Here is a 23,540-nt window from a genome sequence, read left to right as displayed (position 1 = left end):
CCTAAACAACCATCAAATTACCCATCATTCCCAACTCTTCGTGTTCAATAATATGGCAGTGGAACATGCGCATGCCGGGTTTATCCTGCAACATTAAAACATGCACCGTTTCGCCTGGCTGCAAGTTAACCGTATCCTTCCATGCCAGACACGGCGGCGTTGTTTTCTGACCGCGCCACACCCGTTGAATCACCTGAAATGACCCGCCATGGATATGAAATGGGTGGTCCATTGTCGTCGCGTTGATGATTTGCCAGTGGTCAACTTTTCCCACTTCACTGTGCAGATCCATGCGGGTGAGATTGAAGTCTTTGCCATTGATCAAAAATGCGCGCGGTGGCGTACCACCTTTGTTTTTCATGATATCGCCCATTTTTTCACTCATCACCGCACGTAATACATTGGTGCCTTCAGGCAATGGCTCGATCGCGCGCAGCGCTGTACTCAGTGCAGCAGGTGCTGCTGTCTTTTCGAAAGTCACCTGCGCCAGTTCCTGGGCGGTTTGCGGCGGCTTGCTCATCATCGGGTAGCGGTTGTAGGGTAAAAGATTGAGGGTGAATTTCCCTGAATTACCGGTAATCAGCACTTCCATGCGCTCACCCGGCGCCAGCAAAATATCGTTCTGAGCTGGCAGTGCTTTTTCCATTAAACCCCCATCTGAACCGACCTGAATTATCTGGCAGCCTGGCAAGGAGAGGTTCAGATATCGCGCACTGCACATATTCCAGATACGAACACGCTGGGCACTGTTCAGCGTCAGAGTCGGTTGATACTGGCCGTTTAACAATACGAACTCGCCTTCGCGCCCATCAACCCAGTCAGCATAGTTATGCGCGGGTATGGCGCCTTTGGGATCAAGACGCAGATCGCTGATAACCCAATGGCTCTCTTTCAGATGCGCTAATGTTTCTTGTGGGTCGCGGATGATTATCGGGCCTGCAAGTCCGGTCGCTATTTGCTGAGCCGAACCTTCAAGCGGATGCGGGTGATACCAGTAGCTGCCCGAAATACGCTCCGGCAACTGGAACTGGTAAATTTTCGACGCACCCGGTGCTACTGGGTCATCCGGGCCGCCATCCTGATCGGAAGGAACCGGTAAACCATGCCAGTGAATTGTGCTTGGGGAACCCAGGTTATTCACGAAAGTGATGCGAACTTTCATGCCCGCCTCAAGTTCGATTAACGGCCCTGGCAGCACGTCATTGTATGCCTGGCAGGTTGTGGGTGGCGTGTTGCTTGTGAACTGTTTCTGGCATTCACTGGCGGTGAGAGTGCCGATAAATTCGCCTTTTGCATTGGATTCATTTTTCAATATCGGCAGGTCCCGAAGGCTGTTGCCGGAAATAAAATCGCTTTGTGCAAGTAAATCAGGGACGCTGGTCGGAACAGGCTCATCACCCTGGGCGGTGCGAATAACGCCCGCCAGCATCACAGACGAAAGGGAATATTTTAAGAATTGGCGTCTTTGCATAACGGTTCCATGAATTAACTTTTGCTGTCGTTACGGCCAGGGATAATCCCCGGTGGCGATGCCTTCGGCGACAAAACGATTTACAATTTGGCGGCGAAATTTCACAACATCATTTATGGGTTGAGAACGAATCTGATGCACTTCTGTCTCGGTGAACGCAACGGCGTGTTTATCCCCCCATTTTTGGTTGAGGTAATTCATCAACACCGCAAGTTGTTCATCATTCAGGCCAGACGAGATGACACCTGGCACATGCAGTAAATAGCTTCGTCCATCGTGGTCATTAACAAATGCCCCGATATACCCAGGAAGAGGGGGGATGCCCCCTCTCACTGACCCGGAACCATCCATATCGTGACACCCTGAACATTTCAGAATGTAGTTCTGCTCAGGGGTGTTTCCGAGGGCATGGCATAAGGGGCTTGCTAACGACAACGCAGCGATAAGCCATGAGGTCACGCCGGAAGTCGTCGCCATGATTAACCCCCGTTGCGCAGTTTATGCAGATCTTCATGAGATTTCGGAGCACTTTTCAGCTGGTTGATGAGCGTCGCGTCAGGTGCGCCATCCACTTTGTTCACATCGTTGATGACATAACGTGTGATATCGACAAGATCCGCGGTTTCGATAAAGTCCTGCGGCGGCATGACCAGACCATCGTAATCGTTGCCTTTGGACTTTAGTTTGCCGCTCAGACCACCCGTCACAACGCCTGCAATGTACTCATTGCGTTTGGCACCCAGCTTGTTCCACAGGTCCGGGTTATTGAGTGCAGGTGCAAGCCCTGGAATACCTTCGGCCTCAAGTCCGTGGCAGCCGGAGCAGTTATTAACGAATTTTTCGTGCCCGTCGGACGCCAGGGCGCTAAGGGAAAGGGTGCTGGCGAAGAGCCCCGCAAGCCAGGCAAAAGAGGTGTTATTCATTGGCAATCCCCACCAGTGTTGCAACGGTGCAGTGATAGCCTTTGTTGGTGTTCGCCATACACCAGTTGATGTCGTTGTGTAACCCCATGCGATACCCCGGGCGCTCTCCTTCGCTGGTGAAACAGTTCACCGAGTTCGTTACCGTAGCCTTACCGCAGCAATCGTTATAGGAAACGAGGTAGTTTTTGTTGTCATGAGGGTTTCGACAAGTACCGACCCACGCCACTTTCGAGGCTTCAGCGCCCGGTGGGCAGGTGGTAATGCTGCCGCCTGAACTGGAACACAAGTTGCCGTCCAGTGCGCAGTAGCGCCAGTAACTACAGTCATTATCATTGTCTACGGCTTTGGGCTTATCGGCCGCAAAGGCTTTGCCCATCGTCCGGTCAAAGGGCAATAGCGGCATGACGCCCGCGCCAACTAAAAAAACGCCGGTCTTAGCCAGAAAATGGCGACGCCCCATATTACGAGCAGAATGACGAGCGCCTTTTTCCGATAGTTTATCCATCACGGCAAATAATTGAGCAAATAGCTTCATACTGTTCTCCGAATTAATGATTCAAACTGGCGGTTGAGACGTTATGCGCGTAATCCTGCAGCGAGGCGAATCCGCTTTCTTTGGCGTTAAACAGACTTTCAAGTTGTTCGCGGCTGTTAATCAGCCCTTTAGAAACGATTTTTCCTTGTTCATCGAGTAATACGGAGAAGGGCAGTTTCGCCACGCGCCAGGCCATGCCTAATTCTGGCGACAATACATACGGAATATCACTCAGTTGCTGATGCTCAATAAACTGCCGGTGTGCTTGTTCATCACCGTCGCTGGCTAATACCACGTTGAGCCAGCCTTCCGATTTATTTATGCTCCTGATAACGGGGAACAGCACTTTACAAATTGGGCACGATGGGGAAACAAACAGCACTAACTGGTGTTTATTCTGCAAACCACCAATTGTCACCATGCCTTTATTTAAAGAGGGCAGGTTAAACACGGCTGATGTTTCACCCGACGCCGGGCCATTATTATTAATCATCGCCCCGACAGGGGTAATGCGCTCGAATAACACACCGACCTGACGAGATAGCGCCAGAAAGGCAACGATTAATAACAGCACCAGAACAAAAAGCACGGCGAGAGCAAAAAGAATAACGCTGTTCATAAAGACTCCTGATCGGGATTCGGATTTGTCAGACGTTGTTTTAAATCGCTGTTGTGTTGCAGTTGTTCAGTCAGTAAATAGGCCACCCACAACATGAAACCTGCTGTGAGAGCGACACCCAACGCCAGATTACTGATGTGACCATCCGGCATGCCGAGCATCACGGCGGCAAGGCCGAGCAAGCACAGGTTGCGGACGATGGCGCGAGTTGACACTTGCACCGGGGTTTCACCACAGCCGCAGACAATCTGCGTTTTCCCGCTGATTAACGCCGTTGCTAAAGCCAGCGTGTAGACGGCGAGCAGTAGCGCGAGAAGGCATTGCCCGGCGGTTGAGGTCGACGGAATAACACTTAAAACAATTGCCGCACATTCCGCAGCCAGCAGGCCACCTGCCAGCGGAAAGCTGAATGCTTCAAGCCGTGGGTGATAATCGGCGACATAGCCGGAAAAGCGCCACAGGCTGGTGGCTTTATGCAATGCTGCCTGGCAAAACAGCAGCACCAGAAAAGCCATCAACATAAAATGGCATTGGCTCATCAGTTGCGCCGCCATATTAGTAGTCCACCAACAACATCTGGTTGAAGCTGCCTAACCCCTTGGCTTTACCGACTTCTTTGCCGACAAACTTCTCGCCCTTGAAGGTGTATTTCAGCACCGTGCCGCCTTCGCCATTTTCTCCTTCGCTTAAGGCAAACAGCTCAGGTTTCTGGGTTTGTGAAACCGCAATGGAGAGGGCATCTTTGGTTTTCACGCGCGTGACGACTTTGTGGCTTTTCATGTCGATGCCCCAAATCTCTTTGGCGCCATCTTTATGACTGCCTTCTTTACCTTTGGGATGCATGCTCACGAACATCAAATTGGTCGGTTTGTTCAGCGCCAGCACTTCAAAGCCGCCTGGAACCCAGTTGCCTTTCGTGCCTTTGGTGTAGCTGAATTTATCGCTAAGCGTGGCTTTGGCTTCTTTATCATTAATTAAATAAAGCGAGCCATTGAATGAGGTGAAAATAAGGTTGTCACCGTCGCGTTGTGAACTGATAAACAGCGCATCTTTATCGGAGTCAAAAACCTTGTCGCTTTTCGTCGCCTGGTAGTTTTTATCGTCGTCGCTGATTTGATAACTGGTCACGGTGCCATCGCCGCATAATGAGCTAAAGCGGTTGTCATCCTGCGAAGGGTAAATACCCCAACAGCCCGGCGTTGGTATTTCCAGCAATTGGCTCCCGCTTTCTAAACTTATCACGCTGACGGATGCCGCCGGAGTGGCGTTTTGTACCAGCGCATATTTTTCATTGGTACTGAGTTTGAAGGTATTAATATTGGCGGAGACTTGTGCCATTTTTGGCGAGGTGCTCATTTCCTTGAGCAGAGAAAGCGAGGCAATATTAAAACGCTGAACCACAGCATCGGTTTCCCCCCAGACAATACGCTTGGGGTAAACCGATGCGGTATAAAGTTGTTTATTGTCATTTGAGAGCAGCATTTGAGCGATAAGCCCGGTGGAGATATTCCCTTTAGTTTTCATGTTTTCTGCGGAGACAACGGTAATATTGGTACTGCCACTCCAGCTTTGGTCCATCACATAAACATTCGGTCCGGGTTTTATTTCTTTCTCAACACCAATGCGTTCTGGCTTAAAGGGTGTACTGGCTTGAGCAGAAAGAAGAGGAAATACCGTGGCGAGCAATGTGCAGCAAACTACATTACTTTTCATAAAATTTACCTTTCGTTAAATTGGTATTCACATCTTTGCAAACTAAATGCCACATCGATGGGAATAAGAAAATCCGATAGATAAATACAGAAATAGACTCCCGCTTCGCTTGTTTTGAATTCAAGCGTTTGAGTAATACATATTTTTTATGATGGCTGATCACTTTGAGTGCAGGTGATGCACTTAAAGTACGCGCAGGATTGATAAATGGGAAAGGACTCGTTGATCTAACTAATTGTTGTAAAACTTATTATTTTATTTGTGAGGTGTTGTGGCAGTTAGAACTGATGGGATATGTGGTCAGTTATTACTAACCACTTTTAAATGAATAAGGTGAGTAGGTTGCGTGTACCCACCTTATTAAAGACGAAGAGAGTTACGCTTCTACTCGCTCACCCGTTTCCACTTGCTCTTCCAGCTCACCTTCATTCTTCGACAGCATCGCGGTGGCAACCCCGTTACCCAGAACGTTGATCGCCGAACGGCCCATATCGAGGAAGTGGTCGATACCCATCAGCAGCAAAATACCCGCCACCGGAATATTGAAGCTTGGAATGGTCGCCGCCAGCACAACCAGTGCAGAACGCGGCACGCCTGCAATGCCTTTCGATGCCAGCATTAACGTCAGCATCAGCACCACAATCTCAGAGAAAGTCAGGTGGATGTTGTACGCCTGAGCGATAAACATGGAAGCAAAAGAGCAGTACACCATCGAACCGACCAGGTTGAACGAATAACCAATTGGCAGAACAAAGGATGCAATGTTACGCGAACAACCAAAGCGCGTGAGCTGATCCAATGTTTTAGGATAAGCCGCTTCGGAGCTACTGGTCGTAAACGCCACCAGAACCGGGTCTTTCAGCATCGCAATCAGACGGAAGACATCGCGCTTAAGCACCATGTAGCCCACGCCAATCAGCACCATGCAGGTCAGGATAATGGCAAGGTAGTAACCGCCAATGAAGGAGGCGTAGTTGAGCAAAATGCCTAAACCTTCGGTGGCCACAACAGAAGAGATGGCTGCGAAGATAGCCAGCGGTGCCACGTACATTACGTAGCCGGTGACTTTCAACATGATGTGGGAAACCACATCCAGGGCGGCCACTAACGGCGTGTTAAATTTCTCGCCCAGTGATGCGCCAGCAATGCCGAAGAACAGAGAGAACACCACAATTTGCAGGATTTCGTTGTTCGACATCGCGCCAGCAATGCTGGTTGGAATGGTGTGTGAGATAAAGGCTTTCAGGTTCATGCCGCTGACGGCAAGACCGGTCTGCACGTCACCCGCAGGTACCTGAAGGTTCATGCCTGCGCCCGGGTGTTGCAGCGTGACGATGAACAGGCCAATCAGGATAGACAGCACAGACGAAGAGATAAACCACACCATCGCTTTACCACCTACGCGGCCGATAGTGGAGGTTTCACCCATTTTCATGATGCCGACAGTCAGTGTGCTAAACACCAACGGGGCAATAACCATTTTTATCAGACGTAAAAAGATGTCGGTAAACAGCGTGATGTTTTCGGCATAACTTTTGATGTTGTCTGCGGCAGCGTATTCATGGATAGCCGCGCCCGAGAGGATCCCGGCAAACATGAACAGAAGAATAAAGAGCGTGAGTTTATTTGAATTAGACACTTACCTGATTTCCCCATCGAGTTGGTAACATTTATTTAACCTATTGAACTATATATAATAATTATGATTGTCCAATATCTATTCGGCCCATAAATTGAAGCAAAGCGCGGCAGGATTCAACTATTTTTTACTTTTTGTCGCAATTGTTAATTCAGAACTTCTTATGTAACAACGTGACAACACTCACGAAAACAATATTAATATTTCTGTCTCCCCTCAGCGGTTCCTCGGGCGTTTCGTGGTTAGTTGGTTGATTTGAAATAAGAAAATTTTGCAATCATACATCAAGGTGATTTATCACTCAGTCTCTGGTCATTTCGGCATACCTAAACTAAATTTCAATAAGTTAGCGTATTCATCGCCCTGGAAATCCACAGGGCATCGGATGTGCCAAATGAGGGCTTAACAATGAAAACGCACACACTTTTGTTGCTTTGTGGCAGTGGTTTACTGTGTGGAATAAGCGGGGCGCAGGCGGTGGTAACCAGCAGCGGTACCATTACTGCGACACTTGTACTGACCAATGGCTGCCTGATCAACGGCTCGCCCTCTCAGGATGGTATCAACTTTGGTACGCTGAATTTTGGTGAACATCCCGCCACATTTTCTACGCTGACGACCGTGCTTTCGGGCGCTGCTGGCGGTAATAGCTTTAGTATCCAGTGCACATCTGGTGCACCTTACACCGTGCAGGTGTCGGGCAGCACTAACGCAGCCCCTGGCACTACCGTCGGTACACCGGGCACGCCCGCCCGTTACCTGGTCAATACAACTGATGCGACACAAGGTGTGGCGTACAGCATTTATAGCGACACGGCGTTCAATAATGTGATCGCCAACAATGCGGCTGTTCCGAAAGCATCCACGACCGCCGGCGTCGACAACTACATTGTTTACGGGCGCATTGTCGGTGGCGGGAATAGCGTCACGGTGAAACCCGGGACTTACTCAGACATCATCAATGTCAGTGTGACGTACTGAACCCTGTAGCTGCTCACTCACCCGAATAATTTCGGGTACTCATTTTTCTATCATTTTTAGAATTTAAAAGCAGACAGTTACCGCTGCTGAGGGCCGCGCTTTGCATAAATTTCACGCTTTGATGTGGGGAATGATGATTGCGCTTCCGGCAAGTGCGGTAACAACGCAGTCATTTCAGGTGGGGGCGACGATAACGCCTGGCTGTTCGGTAGCCAGTGGCACTGGCGGCATATTTGGCACATTGAATTTTGGCAGCCATACCGGTGTAGAAAACGGCGTCAGAAGCAGTGCGCTACTCCCTGACACCTCGCTGGCACTGGCTTGCACGCCGGGGGTGGCGTTAAGCATGACCATAGATGGCGGCAAAAATTACACCACGCTGCGCAATATGGTGCGCACTGGCAGCACAGAAGCGGTGCCGTATCGGCTGTATACCAGCGGTGCACTGACCGCCAACACAGAAATCCTGGTCAACCAGGCGGTGGCGATTACTTACAGCAACAGTAACAACATTACGTTACCGATTTTTGGTGCGGCGCAATTAACGGGGTTTAGCCCTGCGGGCACTTACACCGACCAACTGACTGTGACGTTGTCATGGTAACAAAGGGAGAAAACAATGATGCAATGGCATTCGCGTAAACTGTTGCTTGCCGCAGGTTGTCTTGCCAGCGCACAGGCTCTGGCGGCCGGGAATATCCTTATCTGGCCCATTGACCCTTATCTTGATGCCGATGCAAAAGCAGCAGAACTGTGGGTTCAAAACCAAAGTCAATCCCCGACAACGATGCAAGTGCGCGTAGTGGGCTGGTCGCAGCAGGAAGGGCATGAAAAATACCAGGCACAACAGGATGTCGTGGCAAGCCCGCCGATTGTGCGCATTGAAGGGGGCGGAAAACAGCTCATCCGCTTAATCAAACAGAATGTGGTGCCACCGGGCCAGGAACAGGCTTACCGCATCGTGGTCGATGAAATCCCCGAAGCTGCGGACAATAACAAACCGCAAATTGGCCTGAAATTGCAGATGCGTTATTCCATCCCACTGTTTTCCTATGGCGCAGGTATGGACATTGAAAAAGCGGCCAGTAACCACGCCAACACGGAACCGGCAAAACTGTCGTGGCGCGTGACGACTGAAAATGGCCAGCCGACGTTACAAGTCACTAACCGTGGAAGCGTTCACGCCCGGTTAAGCAAAGTCACTTTGCGCCAGGGGAGCCAAAAACGGACACTGACTGACGGCCTGATGGGCTACGTGTTACCGAATAGCCAGCGTGAATGGCCGCTGCCCGCCTCATTTACCCGGCCTGACCAATTGTCTGCAACGATTAATGCTCGTTCCGAACAATGGCAATCCTCTCCGGTCAATTGAGTCGATTACCCATGGCGATGCTTCTCGTTTCTCTGCCGCTGTGCAGCATGGCGGCGCCTGAAGATGATGCGTTGCCGGCACCCCCTGAGGCACAAACTCTGGACCAGAGTGTGCTGTTTCATTTATCGCTGGTTTTCAACCAGTGGGACAGTGGACGGGTGGTGCCTGTTACCCAGCGCAACGGGCAGTTTTTTGTCAGCCGCGCCGATCTTCAGCGCGCCGGACTACCGGGTGACAAATTCACCTCGGACGAAGTGAATGTCTCAGCAATGAACAAGGTGAAAACACAATATGACAGCAGCGGGCAACGGCTGCTGATGACCGTTCCCAATGAATGGTTGCCGAGCCAGGCCATCGCCCTTGGCAAACAGGATGACAGTTTCAAGCCTTTGAGCGGTAGCGGGGCGCTACTCAACTACGATCTCTACGCGAATCATGCTCAAAGCAGCGGCAGCCAGGCGTCGTTGTGGCATGAATTACGGATGTTCAGCGGTAACCTTAGTCTCTCTTCTACAGGGACGTTTGGCCAGAATATCACCGGCGAGGATTCGGCAGGCAACGAGGGTTACCGGCGTTACGACACCACCTTAACCGGTACTGACGAAGACGATATTATCAGCTGGTCGGCGGGCGACGTGGTGAGCGACGCATTAAGCTGGAGCAACAGCGTGCGCATGGGTGGCGTGTCAATTGGCCGTGATTTCTCACTGCGCCCCGATCTCATCACTTATCCGCTACCGGCATTTTCCGGCGAAGCGGCGGTGCCTTCCACGGTAGATGTCTTTATCAACGGCTATCGCAGCGGCAGTACCGACCTGCAACCCGGCCCGTTCACTCTGACCAATCTTCCCTACATTAATGGTTCCGGCGATGCAGTGCTGGTGACCACCGATGCGCTGGGCCGCCAGGTGTCCACCACCTTACCGTTTTATGTCGCCAGTGAATTACTTAAACCCGGCCTGAGCGACGGGGCTTTAACGCTTGGCAGCTTGCGGCGTGACTACGGCATCGACAATTTTTCTTACGGCCCGGCGGCGGTCAGTGGTTCGTACCGCTACGGTGTTAACGATTTCTGGACGCTGGAAAGCCATGCTGAAGGCGCAGAATCACTGGCGTTAGGTGGCGTGGGGACGCTGGTGAAACTGGGGCATTTTGGCGTGGTTAATGGTGCCTGGTCGCACAGTGAAATGCGCGGCCAGAGCGGTCAGCAAGTGAACTGGGGTTATCAGTACAACACCAACTGGTTCAACATCGGAACGCAGCACAGCCACCGTGACCGCAGTTTCGGCAACCTTGCGCTCTACGACTCCCCCGACATGTATGACGAAAATAACCAGCCGATAGCCAGCCTCAGTCGCAGCACCGATCAATACTCACTCTCTTTCAACTTTGGCAGTTTTGGCAACATCGGTGCGGCGTGGATCGACGTGCGCAGTTTTGACGATGAAAAAACACAGCTGCTTAATTTATCGTGGAGTAAAAACCTGTGGGGAAACAGCAGCTTTTATCTGGCTGCAAGCCATGATCCCGAACAAAATGGCTGGAGCCTCGCGCTGTCATTGCAGGTGCCGCTGGGTGGCGCAGACAGCGCGGCATTTAGCGTGGAAAGCACGCCGGATGCGGGTAGCGCCCAACGAGTGAACTACAACCACGCCATGCCAAGTAACGGTGGGTTCAGCTGGAACATGGCGTATGCACATCTGAGTGATGACGACGATTACCAGCAGGCCACACTTGGCTGGCGTAACAACAAAGTCGAGTTGCAGGGCGGCGTCTATGGGCAGCGAGATAACTACACCCAGTGGGGTGAAATGTCTGGCTCACTGGTCCTGATGGACAACACATTGCTGGCGGCAAACCGTATTAACGATGCCTTTGTGGTGGTCAGTACCGAGGGATATGGCGACGTTACGGTGAATTTCGAAAATCAACCGATAGGCACCACTGACGACGACGGTTACCTGCTAATAAGCGGCGTGTCATCGTATTACCCGGCAAATTACAGCATCAACACCCTTAACTTACCGGCCGATACCCGTATCAAAGATACCGAACGCCGCGTGGCGTTACGTCGTCACTCTGGTTATTTACTTGATTTCCCAATGGAGCAAGAGATTGCCGCCAGTGTGATTTTGCAAGACAGTCGCGGAGTAAACCTGCCGGTTTCAAGCCAGGTTTACCGGTCATTACAACCGCCTGCACCCGTGGGATATGACGGTATCGTCTACCTCGAAAACCTCAGCCAGGTCAATCAACTCACGGTCACCACGCCGGAAGGAAAACATTGTAGTGCCACGTTACGGCTCGAAAATAACCCTGCTCACAAACTCAAAACTTATGGCCCTTTGGTGTGCCAGGCGGCAGCGAGATGACGGGCCGCTGCGTGTGGACTCTGGCGGCATTGCTGCTATTTTTCGGCCAATCCGCGCAAGCTGATTGCCGATTGAGCGGAGTCAATGCCTCGTTTGGCACCAAAAGCTCGTTTGTTATTAACTCAACGCCTCAGAGCACCAGCGCTTCGTTTTCAGTTGATTGCGACACAGTGCTGAATTTGCTGACGTCGGATTCGATAAAACTCACTTATCTTGGGACCACGCCGGCGGTGATTGGCACCGGGACGCGGGGTTTGCTCAGGCGAACCGACGACACAACCAATACCGACAACGTGCCGGTCATTGTTTGTGCTCTGTCCGGGTGTACCGGAGGCAGCGAAATTAAAGTCGGCGGGACTTACACCTGGAGTGGCAATTCGCTACTGGATTTACTCGCCAGTAAGCGTTACACCTTGCCGATTTACCTGACAACGGTAGCCGGGCAGAACGTCAGCGCCGGGCCATACAGCGTGATATTTAATTTCCGAATCGACTGGAACGTGTGCAGCCTCGGTGTGGCGGTATGCCTGGCGTACCAGACGGGGAACGGATCACCGGGCACCACCGTCAGCCTGACTGTGAGCAACGATTGCAGCACCATTACCGCTCCGGCGGTGAGTTTTGATAGCGCACCGCTGGTGCAGAATTTCAAAAGTGTTTCCCAAAGCATCGCAATTACCTGCACCAAAGGCAGTACCTACACCGTGGGTGTGAATGATGGTTTGAATGTGAATGGCAGCGTGCGGCGCATGAAAAGTGGCAACAACTATATGAGTTATGAACTCTACAAATCTAATGGCACTGACCGCTGGGGGAGTGTGGGCGCAGAACGCTGGGCGAGTGCGGCTTCATCAGGGTTAAGTACCGATGGGTTGCTGCGTAATTACAATTACGTGGCAAAAGTGCTGACTACGCAAACGACACCACCCGCCGGGACTTACAGCGATACGTTAGTGGTAGATGTCGCGTTTTAAATGACAACACGCCTGAAAAGTTTCACGTAAAGTTTCCGCACCACATGCCGATAACACCGATAAGAAATCATTAAAAGGGTGTTATATGTTGAACCGTATTCGCGTTGTCACCATGCTAATGATGGTGCTGGTGGTGTTCGCGCTCCTCCAGCTCATCTCTGGCGGAATGTTTTTTAACTCGCTTAAACAAAATAACGACAGTTTTAAAGTTTCCAGGGAGTTACGCGTTCAGCAATCGGAACTGGCTAACACCTGGGAATTGATGCTGCAAACCCGCATCAACCTCAGCCGTTCGGCTGCGCGGATGATGATGGATGCCAGCAATGGGCAAAGTGCTGCAAAAACGGAGTTGCTGAGCAACGCCAAAAAATCCCTCGCCGATGCACAACAACATTACACCTTATTCAAACAAGTTCCTGCTGCCAGCCAGGAAATTGAAACGCTGGTCAACGGCATTGATGATGACTACAAAAACTATAATCAAGCCCTGAGCGAACTGGTGGGTTACCTGGAAACAGGCAACATGGACGCCTATTTTGCCCAGTCGACCCAAAGCCTGCAAAACGCCCTCCAGGCCGAATACAGCAGTTACATCGCCCTTAACGATCGCATGTACGAGCAATCGTTCATTGATAGCACCCATGATTACAACTTTGCCAAATGGCAAATCGCAGGTCTGGCATTAGCCCTGTTTGCGGTGATCGTTCTGGTGTGGTTCGGTATGCGTCGCATCCTGCTAAAACCGCTGACTGTGGTTATCGGCCATATTCGTGAAATCGCCAACGGCAACCTGACGGACAATATTGTTTCCACTGGCCGCAATGAAATCAGCGAGCTGACTTCCAGCGTGCGCCATATGCAGCAAGAACTGATCATCACTGTCGGCAGCGTGCGCGATGGTTCTGACGCCATCTACAGCGGGGCGAGTGAAATTGCCGCCGGGAATAACGACCTCTCATCGCGTACTGAACAGCAGGCCGCCTCTCTTGAAGAAACTGCCGCCAGCATGGAACAGCTTACCGCTACCGTTAAGCAGAACGCAGAAAACGCCCGTCAGGCATCACAACTGGCATTAAGCGCCTCCGAAACGGCTCAACGCGGCGGCAAAGTGGTGGATGGCGTGGTGAAAACCATGCACGACATCGCCGGTTCCTCGAAGAAAATTGCTGATATTACTGGTGTGATTGACGGCATTGCTTTCCAGACCAACATCCTGGCGCTGAACGCCGCTGTAGAAGCGGCGCGTGCCGGCGAGCAGGGGCGTGGTTTTGCCGTCGTTGCTGGTGAAGTGCGCAACCTGGCACAGCGTAGCGCCCAGGCGGCGAAAGAGATTAAAGGGCTGATTGAAGATTCTGTTTCCCGCGTGGATACCGGCTCGGTGCTGGTTGAAAGCGCCGGAGAAACCATGAGCGACATCGTGAATGCGGTGACGCGTGTCACCGACATCATGGGTGAAATTGCCTCCGCCTCTGATGAACAAAGTCACGGTATCGAACAGGTTGCGCTGGCAGTTTCAGAAATGGACCGCGTGACTCAACAGAACGCCTCGCTGGTGGAGGAATCAGCCTCTGCCGCCGCAGCACTTGAAGAACAAGCCAGCATGCTTAACCAGCTGGTCGCAGCCTTCCGTTTAACAACGGAACCTGCGTTGACACCTTCGGTTAGCACCACACCTTCGCCTGCGCCGACGCTCAAAACGAGTAAACCGGCCGTAAGCGGGCACGACGATAACTGGGAAACTTTCTAAGAAACATTAATGGCCGGCAGACGTGCCGGCTGAGGGGCTGTGATGTTCAACCGTATCCGAATTTCGACCACTCTGTTGTTAATCTTGATCGTCTGCGGCGTGCTGCAGATTGGCAGTAATGGATTGTCTTTTTGGGCATTCAGGGATGATTTTCAGAATCTTAAAATGGTTGAAGTCGGAAACCAGCAACGTGACACCTTAACGCAAAGCCGTGCGGCTTTGTTGCAGGCCAGTACTGCCTTAAGCCGTGCCGGTACGCTGACGGCACTCAGTTACCCGCCGGAAGACATTAAGCGCCTGATGGCAAATGCCCGTGGCAGCCTGAAACAGGCTGACATGCTGTTTAACCAGTTTCTGGAAATCCCACCTTTAAATAAAGAAGGTGAGGATATGGTGGTATCGACGAAGCAGAGCTACGCCGCTTATCGCGATGATTTACAACATCAGACGACCTGGCTTGAAAGCAACCAGCTTTCTGACTTCCTGAGTGCGCCGATTCAGAAATCACAGGATATTTTTGACGCTTACTTTAACGCCTGGCAGCAGAGCATCAATGACACCGTGGCGGCGTCGAGTGCTGACAGCAAAATGAACTACCAGATCTCGGCGATTATTTTCGCCAGCGTGACGGTGATCGCCATCCTGATGCTGGTGGGTTCAATTATCTGGTCGCGCCGTATGCTGGTGCAGCCGCTGGATATTGTGCGTAGCCACTTTGAGCACATCGCCGCAGGCGATTTAGCACGCCCGATAAGCGTGTATGGGCGTAATGAAATCTCCGAGATTTTCCGCAGCCTGAAAAACATGCAGCAAGCGCTGAAAGAGACTGTGCAGCAAGTGCGCCAGGGCAGTGGGGCGATGCACACCGGGATCGCTGAAATTGCCGCGGGCAACAACGATCTCTCTTCCCGAACCGAACAACAGGCCGCATCGCTTGCTGAAACGGCCGCCAGCATGGAGCAACTGACCGCAACGGTGGGCCAGAACGCCGATAACGCACGCCAGGCCGCACAGCTTTCCCGTACTGCGGCAGACACCGCACAACAGGGCGGCAAACAGGCCGCAAACGTTGCCCGCACGATGCACGACATTGCGGGCAGTTCGAAGAAAATTGGCGACATCACCAGCGTGATTGATGGTATCGCCTTCCAAACCAATATTCTGGCGCTTAACGCCGCCGTTGAAGCCGCCCGTGCGGGTGAACAAGGCCGTGGATTTGCTGTGGTGGCAGGCGAAGTGCGCAACCTGGCACAACGCAGCGCGCAGGCAGCAAAAGAGATCAAAGTGCTGATCGAAGAGTCGGTCGACCGTGTGCAGCAAGGCTCGCAACTGGTGGATACCGCAGCAACGACAATGGCGGAAATCGTCCGTTCGGTGACGCAAGTTAACGACATCATGGGCGAAATCGCGTCTGCATCCGACGAACAACGCCGTGGCATCGAACAGGTGGCGCAGGCGGTAAGCCAGATGGATCAGGTTACTCAACAGAATGCCGCGCTGGTCGAAGAAGCGGCAGCAGCAACCGATGCTCTGGCAAGCCAGGCCGAACATCTGAGCGGTGTGGTATCGGTGTTTAATCTGGAAAGTGTCGACAACGACGACGTCACCAGAGATTTAGTAACCAACGGGGTGCTTGTCACCCCCTGATTGTGATTGAGAAGGCGCTATGACATCACCACTGTCCAACGGGCAAACGTCATTAATGTTACAGATGACACAGCGTCTACCGCTGTCCGACACGCATTTTCGCCGGATATGCCAGTTGATTTACCAGCGTGCAGGTATCGTGCTGGCCGATCACAAACGCGACATGGTTTACAACCGTCTGGTGCGCCGTTTGCGCACTTTGGGCCTGGAGGATTTCGGGCACTATTTGAGCATGCTGGAAGCCAACGGCAGCAATGCCGAATGGCAGGCGTTCATTAATTCCCTGACCACCAACCTGACGGCGTTTTTTCGCGAAGGCCATCACTTTCCGATCCTCGCAGAACATGCGCGTAAACGAAGTGGGGAATACAAAGTCTGGAGTGCGGCGGCCTCGACCGGAGAGGAGCCGTATTCTATCGCCATTACCCTTGCGGATGTGCTGGGTATGGCACCGGGACGCTGGAAGGTGTTTGCCAGCGATATCGACACGCAGGTGCTGGAAAAAGCCCAGAGTGCCGTTTACCGGCAGGACGAGCTGAAAACGCTGGCGCCACTGCAAATGCAGCGCTATTTCATGCGTGGTACCGGGCCTCATGAAGGGCTGGTGCGGGTGCGCAGTGACCTGGCGAGTCATATGGAATTTGCGCCGATAAACTTGCTCGATAAGCAAGCGCCCATTCCGGGTCCGTTTGACGCCATATTTTGCCGCAACGTGATGATTTATTTTGACAAAACAACGCAACAGCAAATTTTGCAGCGCTTTGTGCCGCTGCTAAAACCGGGCGGATTGCTGTTTGCCGGGCATTCGGAAAACTTCAGTAACCTCAGTCGCGAGTTTTTGCTGCGCGGGCAGACCGTGTACGGACTGAGTAAGGAAAAATCATGACAAAAATAACGGTGCTTTGCGTTGATGATTCCGCCCTGATGCGCCAGATCATGACAGAAATAGTCAACAGCCACGACGACATGGAAATGGTGGCAACCGCACCCGATCCGCTGGTGGCGCGTGATTTGATCAAGAAATTCAACCCTGACGTGCTGACGCTGGATGTCGAAATGCCGCGCATGGACGGCCTGGATTTTCTCGAAAAGTTGATGCGTCTGCGCCCAATGCCGGTGGTGATGGTTTCATCGCTTACCGGGAAAGGTTCGGAAGTGACATTACGGGCCCTTGAGCTGGGCGCGATTGATTTTGTCACTAAACCGCAACTGGGAATACGCGAAGGGATGCTGGCCTACAGCGAAACTATCGCGGAAAAGGTGCGCACGGCGGCAAAGGCAAAACTGGCGGCTCGCGCGCCCGTTGCAGCGCCCACGGCGATTAAAGCCGGGCCGTTGCTCAGTTCAGAAAAATTGATAGCAATTGGTGCGTCAACCGGTGGCACTGAAGCCATTCGCCATGTGTTGCAGCCGCTGCCGCTTTCAAGCCCGGCGGTATTAATCACTCAACATATGCCGCCAGGTTTTACGCGTTCGTTCGCCGACCGGCTTAACAAGTTATGCCAGATTGCGGTGAAAGAGGCCGAAGACGGTGAGCGTGTATTGCCGGGGCATGCGTATATCGCCCCTGGCGATAAACATATGGAGCTTGCCCGTAGTGGGGCGAACTACCAAATCAAGATTCATGACGGCCCGCCCGTGAACCGGCATCGCCCGGCCGTGGATGTGCTGTTCCATTCCGTTGCGAAGTTCGCCGGGCGAAATGCCGTCGGCGTGATCCTCACCGGAATGGGGAATGACGGCGCCGCCGGGATGCTGGCAATGCATAAAGCCGGGGCATGGACTATCGCCCAGAACGAAGCAAGTTGTGTGGTGTTCGGCATGCCGCGTGAAGCCATTAACAGTGGTGGCGTTAGCGAAGTGGTCGATTTAAGCGAAATCAGTCAACAAATGTTGATAAAAATTAGTGCCGGACAGGCAATACGTATTTAACAGAAGGAACCCAATAAATGGCAGATAAAGAACTCAAATTTTTGGTGGTGGATGACTTTTCTACCATGCGTCGAATTGTCCGTAACCTGCTAAAAGAGCTGGGTTTCAACAATGTTGAAGAAGCGGAAGATGGTGTTGATGCGTTAAACAAACTCAATGGCGGCGGCTTTGGTTTTGTTATCTCTGACTGGAACATGCCAAATATGGACGGTCTGGAATTGCTGAAAACCATTCGTGCGCATGGCTCAATGGCGGCGATGCCGGTGCTGATGGTTACGGCCGAAGCGAAGAAAGAGAACATTATTGCCGCAGCGCAGGCGGGGGCGAGTGGCTATGTGGTGAAACCCTTTACCGCAGCGACTCTTGAAGAGAAGTTGAACAAGATCTTCGAAAAGCTCGGCATGTAAGGAGAGGCACATGCACTCATCTACGAATCCCGCGACAGAGTTACATTCAACCGGCGATATTATCGTTCGGATAGGCAGCCTGACCCGTATGCTGCGCGACAGCTTGCGCGAGCTGGGGCTTGACCAGGCGATAGCCGAAGCCGCGGAAGCTATTCCCGATGCTCGCGATCGCCTGGATTACGTGGTGCAGATGACCGCGCAAGCCGCTGAGCGCGCATTAAACTGTGTGGAGCTGGCTCAGCCTCACCAGAACAAACTGGAAACCGAAGCCAAAGCACTCAATGGCCGTTGGGATGCCTGGTTTGAAAACCCGATTGAGTTAGGTGATGCAAAAGAACTGGTGACCGATACACGCAGTTATCTGTCAGGCGTACCGAGCCACACCAGTTTTACCAATGCCCAACTGCTGGAAATCATGATGGCGCAAGACTTCCAGGATTTAACCGGTCAGGTCATCAAGCGCATGATGGATGTGATTCAGGAAATTGAACGCCAGCTGTTGATGGTGTTAATGGAAAACATGCCAGAACTGGATGCTCGCGCTAAACGCCCGGCAGACAGCCTGCTTAATGGCCCGCAAATGAATGCGACAGCCGCTGGTGTCGTCGCAAGTCAGGACCAGGTTGATGATTTGCTGGATAGTTTAGGGTTTTAATTACGATTGCCGTCCAGCGTATGCAGGACGGCAAGTTTCAGCGAAGTTCCATTTTCACGGTCACGTTTCCTTCAAATTTCCCTGCCTTCGGCCTTTTTGACGTAATGCTGACAGGCGCCGCTTTCATACTTATTTTACCATTACCTTCAGTGTCAAGCGTAACCGGCAGGTCAAGAGAACCGTCGAGAACGACATCATTGTCGTTTTGATCAAACATACGCACACCAATGTCATCTCGATCGAGCATCTTAGCGATGAGATTGTTGCTGCCCGGAGCAACCCCCTGGTCTGCGCTGAGGCTAAATTTGATTTTGCCAGAATCGCCAGCTGCCGGGTCGTCGCAATGATAAGAGATATCGACATCTTTAAGTGTATAGCTCGCTGGCGGTTGGCCTTGCGTAACAAACTGTGAGGAGACGATATTTCCCAGTTCAACTTCTATGGTGCTCCCTGCGTTTATCGTACAACTGAGCGGGGCGCTGATTCTACCTTCCACACGGATGTTTGAAACCTGTTGTACATCATTGATGGTGCAGTAACTACCAAATGAGAGGCAGGAATAGTTTTGGACAACCACCGTTGAGGGGATGAGTTCTTCACCCAGAAATGCTTTTTTTACATACAGAGTTAAGCCGATAACATTCCATTTAAATGCACGTTTAGAGCTGCTTACATCAGAAGGTCGAGTCGCGGCACTGCAAACATCACTAGTTCCTTCAGTGGGTTTTATCACACCCTCATTAGCTTTCGACATCCCAGATAATGGTGTGGGATAAGTATTAATACTGATAAACGTCAGGTTACTACCATCTGGCGAATTTATTGCGTCAGAGTAACCTATAAGACCAACGTCAAGATGGTCTGTCAGATAGCCATAACCGTTGGTGCCAGTTGGCAATGGACTTCCGGCGGCGGTTATTTCATAAACGATGCTGGTTGAATAGAGATTCTTTGGGCAAGTGCAATTGGCAATCATTGATGACCCTTCACCCACAAGATGGCTGTCAACATTGACTTCATTCCCATCTCTATTATCACCCGCAGGAATCTCTGAATCGATATGGATGTTGTAAGTTTCGGGTGCAGAGAAACAATCATGCAACACTGTAGTTGCCGCTTGAACGGTGACTGGCGAAACCTGGAGGGCTAGCATAAGTAATAATTTAAGCAACGTAATGTGTAAGAAGCTTGTAGGTTGTTTATCCTGCATGATTTACCTCTTGCTTGCAGATTGCGCTGGTCTGGATAATGCCGCCGGGAACAGATTCGGTGGGAGTAGATAGCTCAATATTTGTGTGACAGCTCTGTTGAGCAGAATTACCCCACTTCACTGTTAAGGAGGTATTTTCTCCAATGCCTGCAAGGTAAAGCACACCTTGATCGTCGACAATTCCACTCTGTGCTAATCCGTCGACACTGGCAATTGCGCCAAATGGAATGATTCGACCATCAGGCCGGGTGAGAGAGATCAATGCCCGGTAGCCAACATGCGCAGTAAATTGCGTGCTGACTGCCGCCCTGCGGCTTGGAACAACGGTCATTGTCGTTTCATCTGTATCCACATCATCTGGCAGACTTGTGGTGTCGATACGAATATCATTTTCCTGATATGGTGTAAGTGAAGGGATGATTGCGTTGCCAAAATAATCGGTCTGAACGCCACGATGATTGGTAAAACGTACGCCTGATGCACCTTTAGCACTGACGATGGCGAATTGATCGCCTAACGGTTGAGAAAGCGTAACGCCTGCCGGATGAGCTACCACAGCTCCGCTTATCCCATATGTCAATTGTTGTGATTTGTCAGAACTAAGGTAGTAACCTGCGTTGAGATTGGCATACTGCGAACGGTAGCTACCATAAACGCTACTGTTATCCTGACCATCATGATTTGTATGGCTTTGGTGCAGCGAGTAACTTAACCGGTCATCGTCCAGAAGTGTGCCATTAAGCCCAATATTTTGGCTGGTATAACCTTGTTTACTCGTATTGAGACTGTAACTGGCCCAGCTTTTAGGGAGCCATTGGGATAGAGGTACGCTAAAAGCTAACGACATCATCTGATCGCTTTTTTCATCGTCGGTTTTACTGTAGGTATAGGTAAGATTGACGCTGATGCCACCTATGACTCTACTGATACCCGATGACATGCTTCGTTCTGTATGGTCGGTTTTCCAGTAATCTTGCTGGTAGCCCGAAATGTACAAGTTGCTATCAAATACATTTTGATTGAGGTTAAGCTGCAGCCTGCTGCGTTTGTTATAGTTAAATGACCATCCACTGTCTTCAGCATCATATTTTTCATTAGCATCGGCAAAAGTGTAATAACCACTCGTGGAGTATCGATAACTCGCCAGTGTAAAGTTGGTATCTGTTGCCTCTATTTTGTTGGTGTATGTCAACCGCCAGGACTGTCCATCATGCTGTTCATTATTATCCAGATTCGCGCGAGCCCATGTTAAATCTGTCGAAATCGAACCGAAATCTCCAAGAACAACACCTGTGCCACTATTAAGTGCCTGATAGTTGGTTGCTGATGTTATGCCGCCAAAAAAAGTCAGGTAATTATTAAGACCATAAATGACGCTGCCTTGGGCGAAAAGCGGTTCATTAGACGCATGATTATCATCTGCCCTATAACGAGCGACAGTCATTTCGTAGCGAACATTCCCTGGCCGTTGCATAATTGCAACGCTGGAGTATGGCTGCGTGAAATGATGCTCGGTACCATCGGATTCCTTGATAGTGACCTCTAAATCCGCACTGTTGGTTGTGGAGAAAAGGTCGGTAATCTCAAAAGCACCCGGTGCAACGTTTGCCTGATAGATAACATAGCCATTTTGTCGCACCGAGACTTCAGCATTAGAACTGGCGACGCCGCGAATGATTGGAGCAAAACCCCGTTGGCTATAGGGAAGCATTTGATCGTCGGATGCAATATTGACACCTCGGAATTGCAGACTGTCAAAAACTTCACCACGGGTGCTATTTTCACCGGCAATAAACTGTGCTTTTAAAAGCGCGATATCATGTTGTAGCCAGGAGTTAATCGTTTGCCAGGACTGAGTACTATCCGATTGGCTCCAGGTTGAATAGTTACGCAGGCGCCAGCCGCCAAGATTGGCACCGCTTTGTAGGTTAAGATACTGGCTGCTGCTACTCGTTTTATCTGTGTCTTCGCGCTGTGACCCGGAGAATGAATAATCGGCAAAAGCGGCTGGAACACCATCGTTCCAACGTGAAGGATCGATACTATCATTACGATGAGTGTCGATTGCCGCTTGAGGCATGCTGATGCGTAATTCCATCGCATTAAAATCGAAAGTTGCTGAGGCAAAAGGAATGTAGTCGCCTATAGCTTCTGGCAACGCCTCAGTAGCAGAGAGCTTTGCTAGTTCAGGGTAGGCGTCAACGCGGACACCCCATTGCCGGAGTTGCTTGGGTGTCAACTGCGGTAATAGTGCACCGCTTTTATTATTGATATATGTGATGGATTCATCATCAGAAAATTGATTATTAATTAGTATCTTAGTCTTGTATGTGCCAGGTAACTGCCCGTTTTCTTTGGAAAACAAAGACAGATCAATATCCTGATGTGATAAACCATCACCTTCTAGTGTTGAAGGCGCAAAATAAAACTCTCGGGCATTGGTGTTACTGGCTGCAACGAGAAGTAAACCGCTCAACCCCTGCAGCAAGGGATGAGATAATTTTAGATATCGAGAAATGCGCAGGCGTAATTGATTAGCAGCCATTAAGCACCATCTTTCATTCCCGATGTAAATTCTTCTGTCGCATTGCCATAATCAGTAATACAGCGCCAGGACACTTTCGAACTGGTTATCGCAGTTGGAAGAGCAAATTGCACGGTTGCTTTCGGTGCGACCAACTCAGCCTTTGTCAAAGATGTGTTCCCCACTTTCAGGCTATCGAAAACGCTGTAAAAGTCACCATCATTGGTTACAAGCAAATGATTTTTATCATTGATAAAACGAAGGTTTTTACATGTATCAACAGGCGTGCCATGCAACCCTTTAGGCCGCCAGAATAATTTCAGCCGCGTCTTATAAATAAGCCGCAGGACATTTTTATCATCCTCGTCTTTTCCCATGGCGGGGATTGTGCGTACATTCATATAGAATAAAGATTCATGATCTGTCGGCAATGCCTGGCCTGACCAGGTAATACGCAGGTTTTGCTCTTTTTGTGCATCCAGCCTGAAAAGAGGTGGTGTGATAATAAACGGCCCACGAGTTTTACCATCACCGATATCGGTCCATGACTGAATGAGCCATGGCAGATCTTTCTCTTTATTGGTGAGCGGCAAAGCCACCTCTTTTTTGCTGGCATCATAAATAATACGCGTACGTCCAACCTGAACCCCTGCCGAATGAGAACAAAAGGGAAAAGTGAAAGTCATAAAAAAGACCGTCAGCAGAGAAATACGCATGAATGTGCCCTTTATAAAACAAAGTGAAATTCGTTAAACATGATAAACCCAATAGAAATTTGGGTTTATCATGTTAGATACAACAACGTGTAATTAACAGCAT

Annotated in this window: 22 protein-coding genes; 11 read left to right on the top strand and 11 right to left on the bottom strand. The window is 50.8% G+C overall.

Annotated elements, in window-relative coordinates; translation table 11 throughout:
• Position 1: 1 nt before the first annotated feature.
• The 8 genes from M975_RS10470 to M975_RS10435 all read right to left on the bottom strand — a co-directional run bounded on the left by M975_RS10470 (position 2) and on the right by M975_RS10435 (position 6,900).
• Positions 2 to 1,471, bottom strand: coding sequence for a multicopper oxidase family protein (locus tag M975_RS10470; RefSeq protein WP_064559138.1), 1,470 nt, complete (start codon positions 1,469 to 1,471; stop codon positions 2 to 4).
• Between the two features lie 30 nt (positions 1,472 to 1,501).
• The gene (locus tag M975_RS23210) at positions 1,502 to 1,948 is read right to left on the bottom strand and encodes a c-type cytochrome (RefSeq protein WP_209438128.1); all 447 of its coding nucleotides are present in this window, start codon (positions 1,946 to 1,948) and stop codon (positions 1,502 to 1,504) included.
• Between the two features lie 2 nt (positions 1,949 to 1,950).
• Positions 1,951 to 2,394 (bottom strand): c-type cytochrome, encoded by a 444-nt coding sequence (locus M975_RS10460; RefSeq protein WP_083967878.1) that lies wholly within the window; start codon positions 2,392 to 2,394, stop codon positions 1,951 to 1,953.
• Positions 2,387 to 2,929 carry a methylamine dehydrogenase light chain gene (locus M975_RS10455; protein WP_064559137.1) on the bottom strand — a complete coding sequence of 181 codons (543 nt, stop codon included), beginning with the start codon at positions 2,927 to 2,929 and terminating at the stop codon, positions 2,387 to 2,389. Before M975_RS10455 ends, M975_RS10460 begins: the two co-directional genes overlap by 8 nt.
• Positions 2,930 to 2,942: 13 nt before the next feature.
• A complete protein-coding gene (mauD, locus tag M975_RS10450) occupies positions 2,943 to 3,548 on the bottom strand; it encodes a methylamine dehydrogenase accessory protein MauD (RefSeq protein WP_064559136.1) in 606 nt (201 codons plus the stop codon).
• Positions 3,545 to 4,102, bottom strand: coding sequence for a MauE/DoxX family redox-associated membrane protein (locus M975_RS10445; protein WP_245164394.1), 558 nt, complete (start codon positions 4,100 to 4,102; stop codon positions 3,545 to 3,547). Before M975_RS10445 ends, mauD begins: the two co-directional genes overlap by 4 nt.
• Position 4,103: 1 nt before the next feature.
• A complete protein-coding gene (locus tag M975_RS10440) occupies positions 4,104 to 5,261 on the bottom strand; it encodes an amine dehydrogenase large subunit (protein WP_064559135.1) in 1,158 nt (385 codons plus the stop codon).
• Positions 5,262 to 5,637: 376 nt separating this feature from the next.
• Positions 5,638 to 6,900 carry a dicarboxylate/amino acid:cation symporter gene (locus M975_RS10435; RefSeq protein WP_064559134.1) on the bottom strand — a complete coding sequence of 421 codons (1,263 nt, stop codon included), beginning with the start codon at positions 6,898 to 6,900 and terminating at the stop codon, positions 5,638 to 5,640.
• 408 nt (positions 6,901 to 7,308) lie between these two features.
• On the opposite strand from M975_RS10435, the gene M975_RS10430 reads away from it, so the two are divergent.
• From M975_RS10430 to cheZ, 11 genes are all read left to right on the top strand, one after another.
• A complete protein-coding gene (locus M975_RS10430) occupies positions 7,309 to 7,881 on the top strand; it encodes a spore coat protein U domain-containing protein (protein ID WP_064559133.1) in 573 nt (190 codons plus the stop codon).
• A 121-nt stretch (positions 7,882 to 8,002) separates the two neighbouring features.
• Positions 8,003 to 8,485 (top strand): Csu type fimbrial protein, encoded by a 483-nt coding sequence (locus M975_RS10425; RefSeq protein WP_064559132.1) that lies wholly within the window; start codon positions 8,003 to 8,005, stop codon positions 8,483 to 8,485.
• A 15-nt stretch (positions 8,486 to 8,500) separates the two neighbouring features.
• Entirely contained in the window at positions 8,501 to 9,253 is a 753-nt protein-coding gene (locus M975_RS10420; RefSeq protein ID WP_064559131.1) for a fimbrial biogenesis chaperone, read from the top strand.
• On the top strand, positions 9,229 to 11,625 hold the full coding sequence (locus M975_RS10415; protein WP_064559130.1) for a fimbria/pilus outer membrane usher protein: 2,397 nt from the start codon (positions 9,229 to 9,231) through the stop codon (positions 11,623 to 11,625). The genes M975_RS10420 and M975_RS10415 overlap by 25 nt, the downstream gene beginning before the upstream one ends.
• Positions 11,622 to 12,599, top strand: a complete 978-nt coding sequence (locus tag M975_RS10410; protein WP_064559129.1) for a Csu type fimbrial protein — start codon at positions 11,622 to 11,624, stop codon at positions 12,597 to 12,599. The genes M975_RS10415 and M975_RS10410 overlap by 4 nt, the downstream gene beginning before the upstream one ends.
• Before the next feature lie 85 nt (positions 12,600 to 12,684).
• Complete coding sequence (gene tar, locus M975_RS10405) at positions 12,685 to 14,346, top strand: methyl-accepting chemotaxis protein II (RefSeq protein ID WP_064559128.1); 1,662 nt, start codon at positions 12,685 to 12,687, stop codon at positions 14,344 to 14,346.
• A 42-nt stretch (positions 14,347 to 14,388) separates the two neighbouring features.
• Positions 14,389 to 15,993 carry a methyl-accepting chemotaxis protein gene (locus tag M975_RS10400; protein WP_064559127.1) on the top strand — a complete coding sequence of 535 codons (1,605 nt, stop codon included), beginning with the start codon at positions 14,389 to 14,391 and terminating at the stop codon, positions 15,991 to 15,993.
• A 19-nt stretch (positions 15,994 to 16,012) separates the two neighbouring features.
• Positions 16,013 to 16,879, top strand: coding sequence for a protein-glutamate O-methyltransferase CheR (gene cheR / locus M975_RS10395; protein ID WP_064559126.1), 867 nt, complete (start codon positions 16,013 to 16,015; stop codon positions 16,877 to 16,879).
• Positions 16,876 to 17,925, top strand: a complete 1,050-nt coding sequence (locus tag M975_RS10390; RefSeq protein ID WP_064559125.1) for a protein-glutamate methylesterase/protein-glutamine glutaminase — start codon at positions 16,876 to 16,878, stop codon at positions 17,923 to 17,925. The genes cheR and M975_RS10390 overlap by 4 nt, the downstream gene beginning before the upstream one ends.
• A gap of 17 nt (positions 17,926 to 17,942) precedes the next feature.
• Entirely contained in the window at positions 17,943 to 18,332 is a 390-nt protein-coding gene (cheY, locus tag M975_RS10385) for a chemotaxis response regulator CheY (RefSeq protein ID WP_064559124.1), read from the top strand.
• A 10-nt stretch (positions 18,333 to 18,342) separates the two neighbouring features.
• On the top strand, positions 18,343 to 18,987 hold the full coding sequence (gene cheZ / locus M975_RS10380; protein WP_064559123.1) for a protein phosphatase CheZ: 645 nt from the start codon (positions 18,343 to 18,345) through the stop codon (positions 18,985 to 18,987).
• 37 nt (positions 18,988 to 19,024) lie between these two features.
• Here the strand turns inward: cheZ and M975_RS10375 are convergent, their stop codons facing one another.
• From M975_RS10375 to M975_RS10365, 3 genes are read right to left on the bottom strand one after another with little or no spacing between them, the layout of a single operon-like run.
• Positions 19,025 to 20,197 (bottom strand): fimbrial protein, encoded by a 1,173-nt coding sequence (locus M975_RS10375; protein WP_064559122.1) that lies wholly within the window; start codon positions 20,195 to 20,197, stop codon positions 19,025 to 19,027.
• Entirely contained in the window at positions 20,187 to 22,742 is a 2,556-nt protein-coding gene (locus tag M975_RS10370; RefSeq protein ID WP_064559121.1) for a fimbria/pilus outer membrane usher protein, read from the bottom strand. Before M975_RS10370 ends, M975_RS10375 begins: the two co-directional genes overlap by 11 nt.
• Entirely contained in the window at positions 22,742 to 23,437 is a 696-nt protein-coding gene (locus M975_RS10365; protein ID WP_064559120.1) for a fimbrial biogenesis chaperone, read from the bottom strand. The genes M975_RS10370 and M975_RS10365 overlap by 1 nt, the downstream gene beginning before the upstream one ends.
• Positions 23,438 to 23,540: the final 103 nt, after the last annotated feature.

This window comes from Buttiauxella brennerae ATCC 51605 (assembly GCF_001654925.1).
In the GTDB taxonomy this organism is placed as follows: Bacteria; Pseudomonadota; Gammaproteobacteria; order Enterobacterales; family Enterobacteriaceae; genus Buttiauxella; species Buttiauxella brennerae.
The sequence above is the reverse complement of the archived record's forward strand: the minus strand, read 5'-3'. Positions and strand labels throughout refer to the sequence as shown.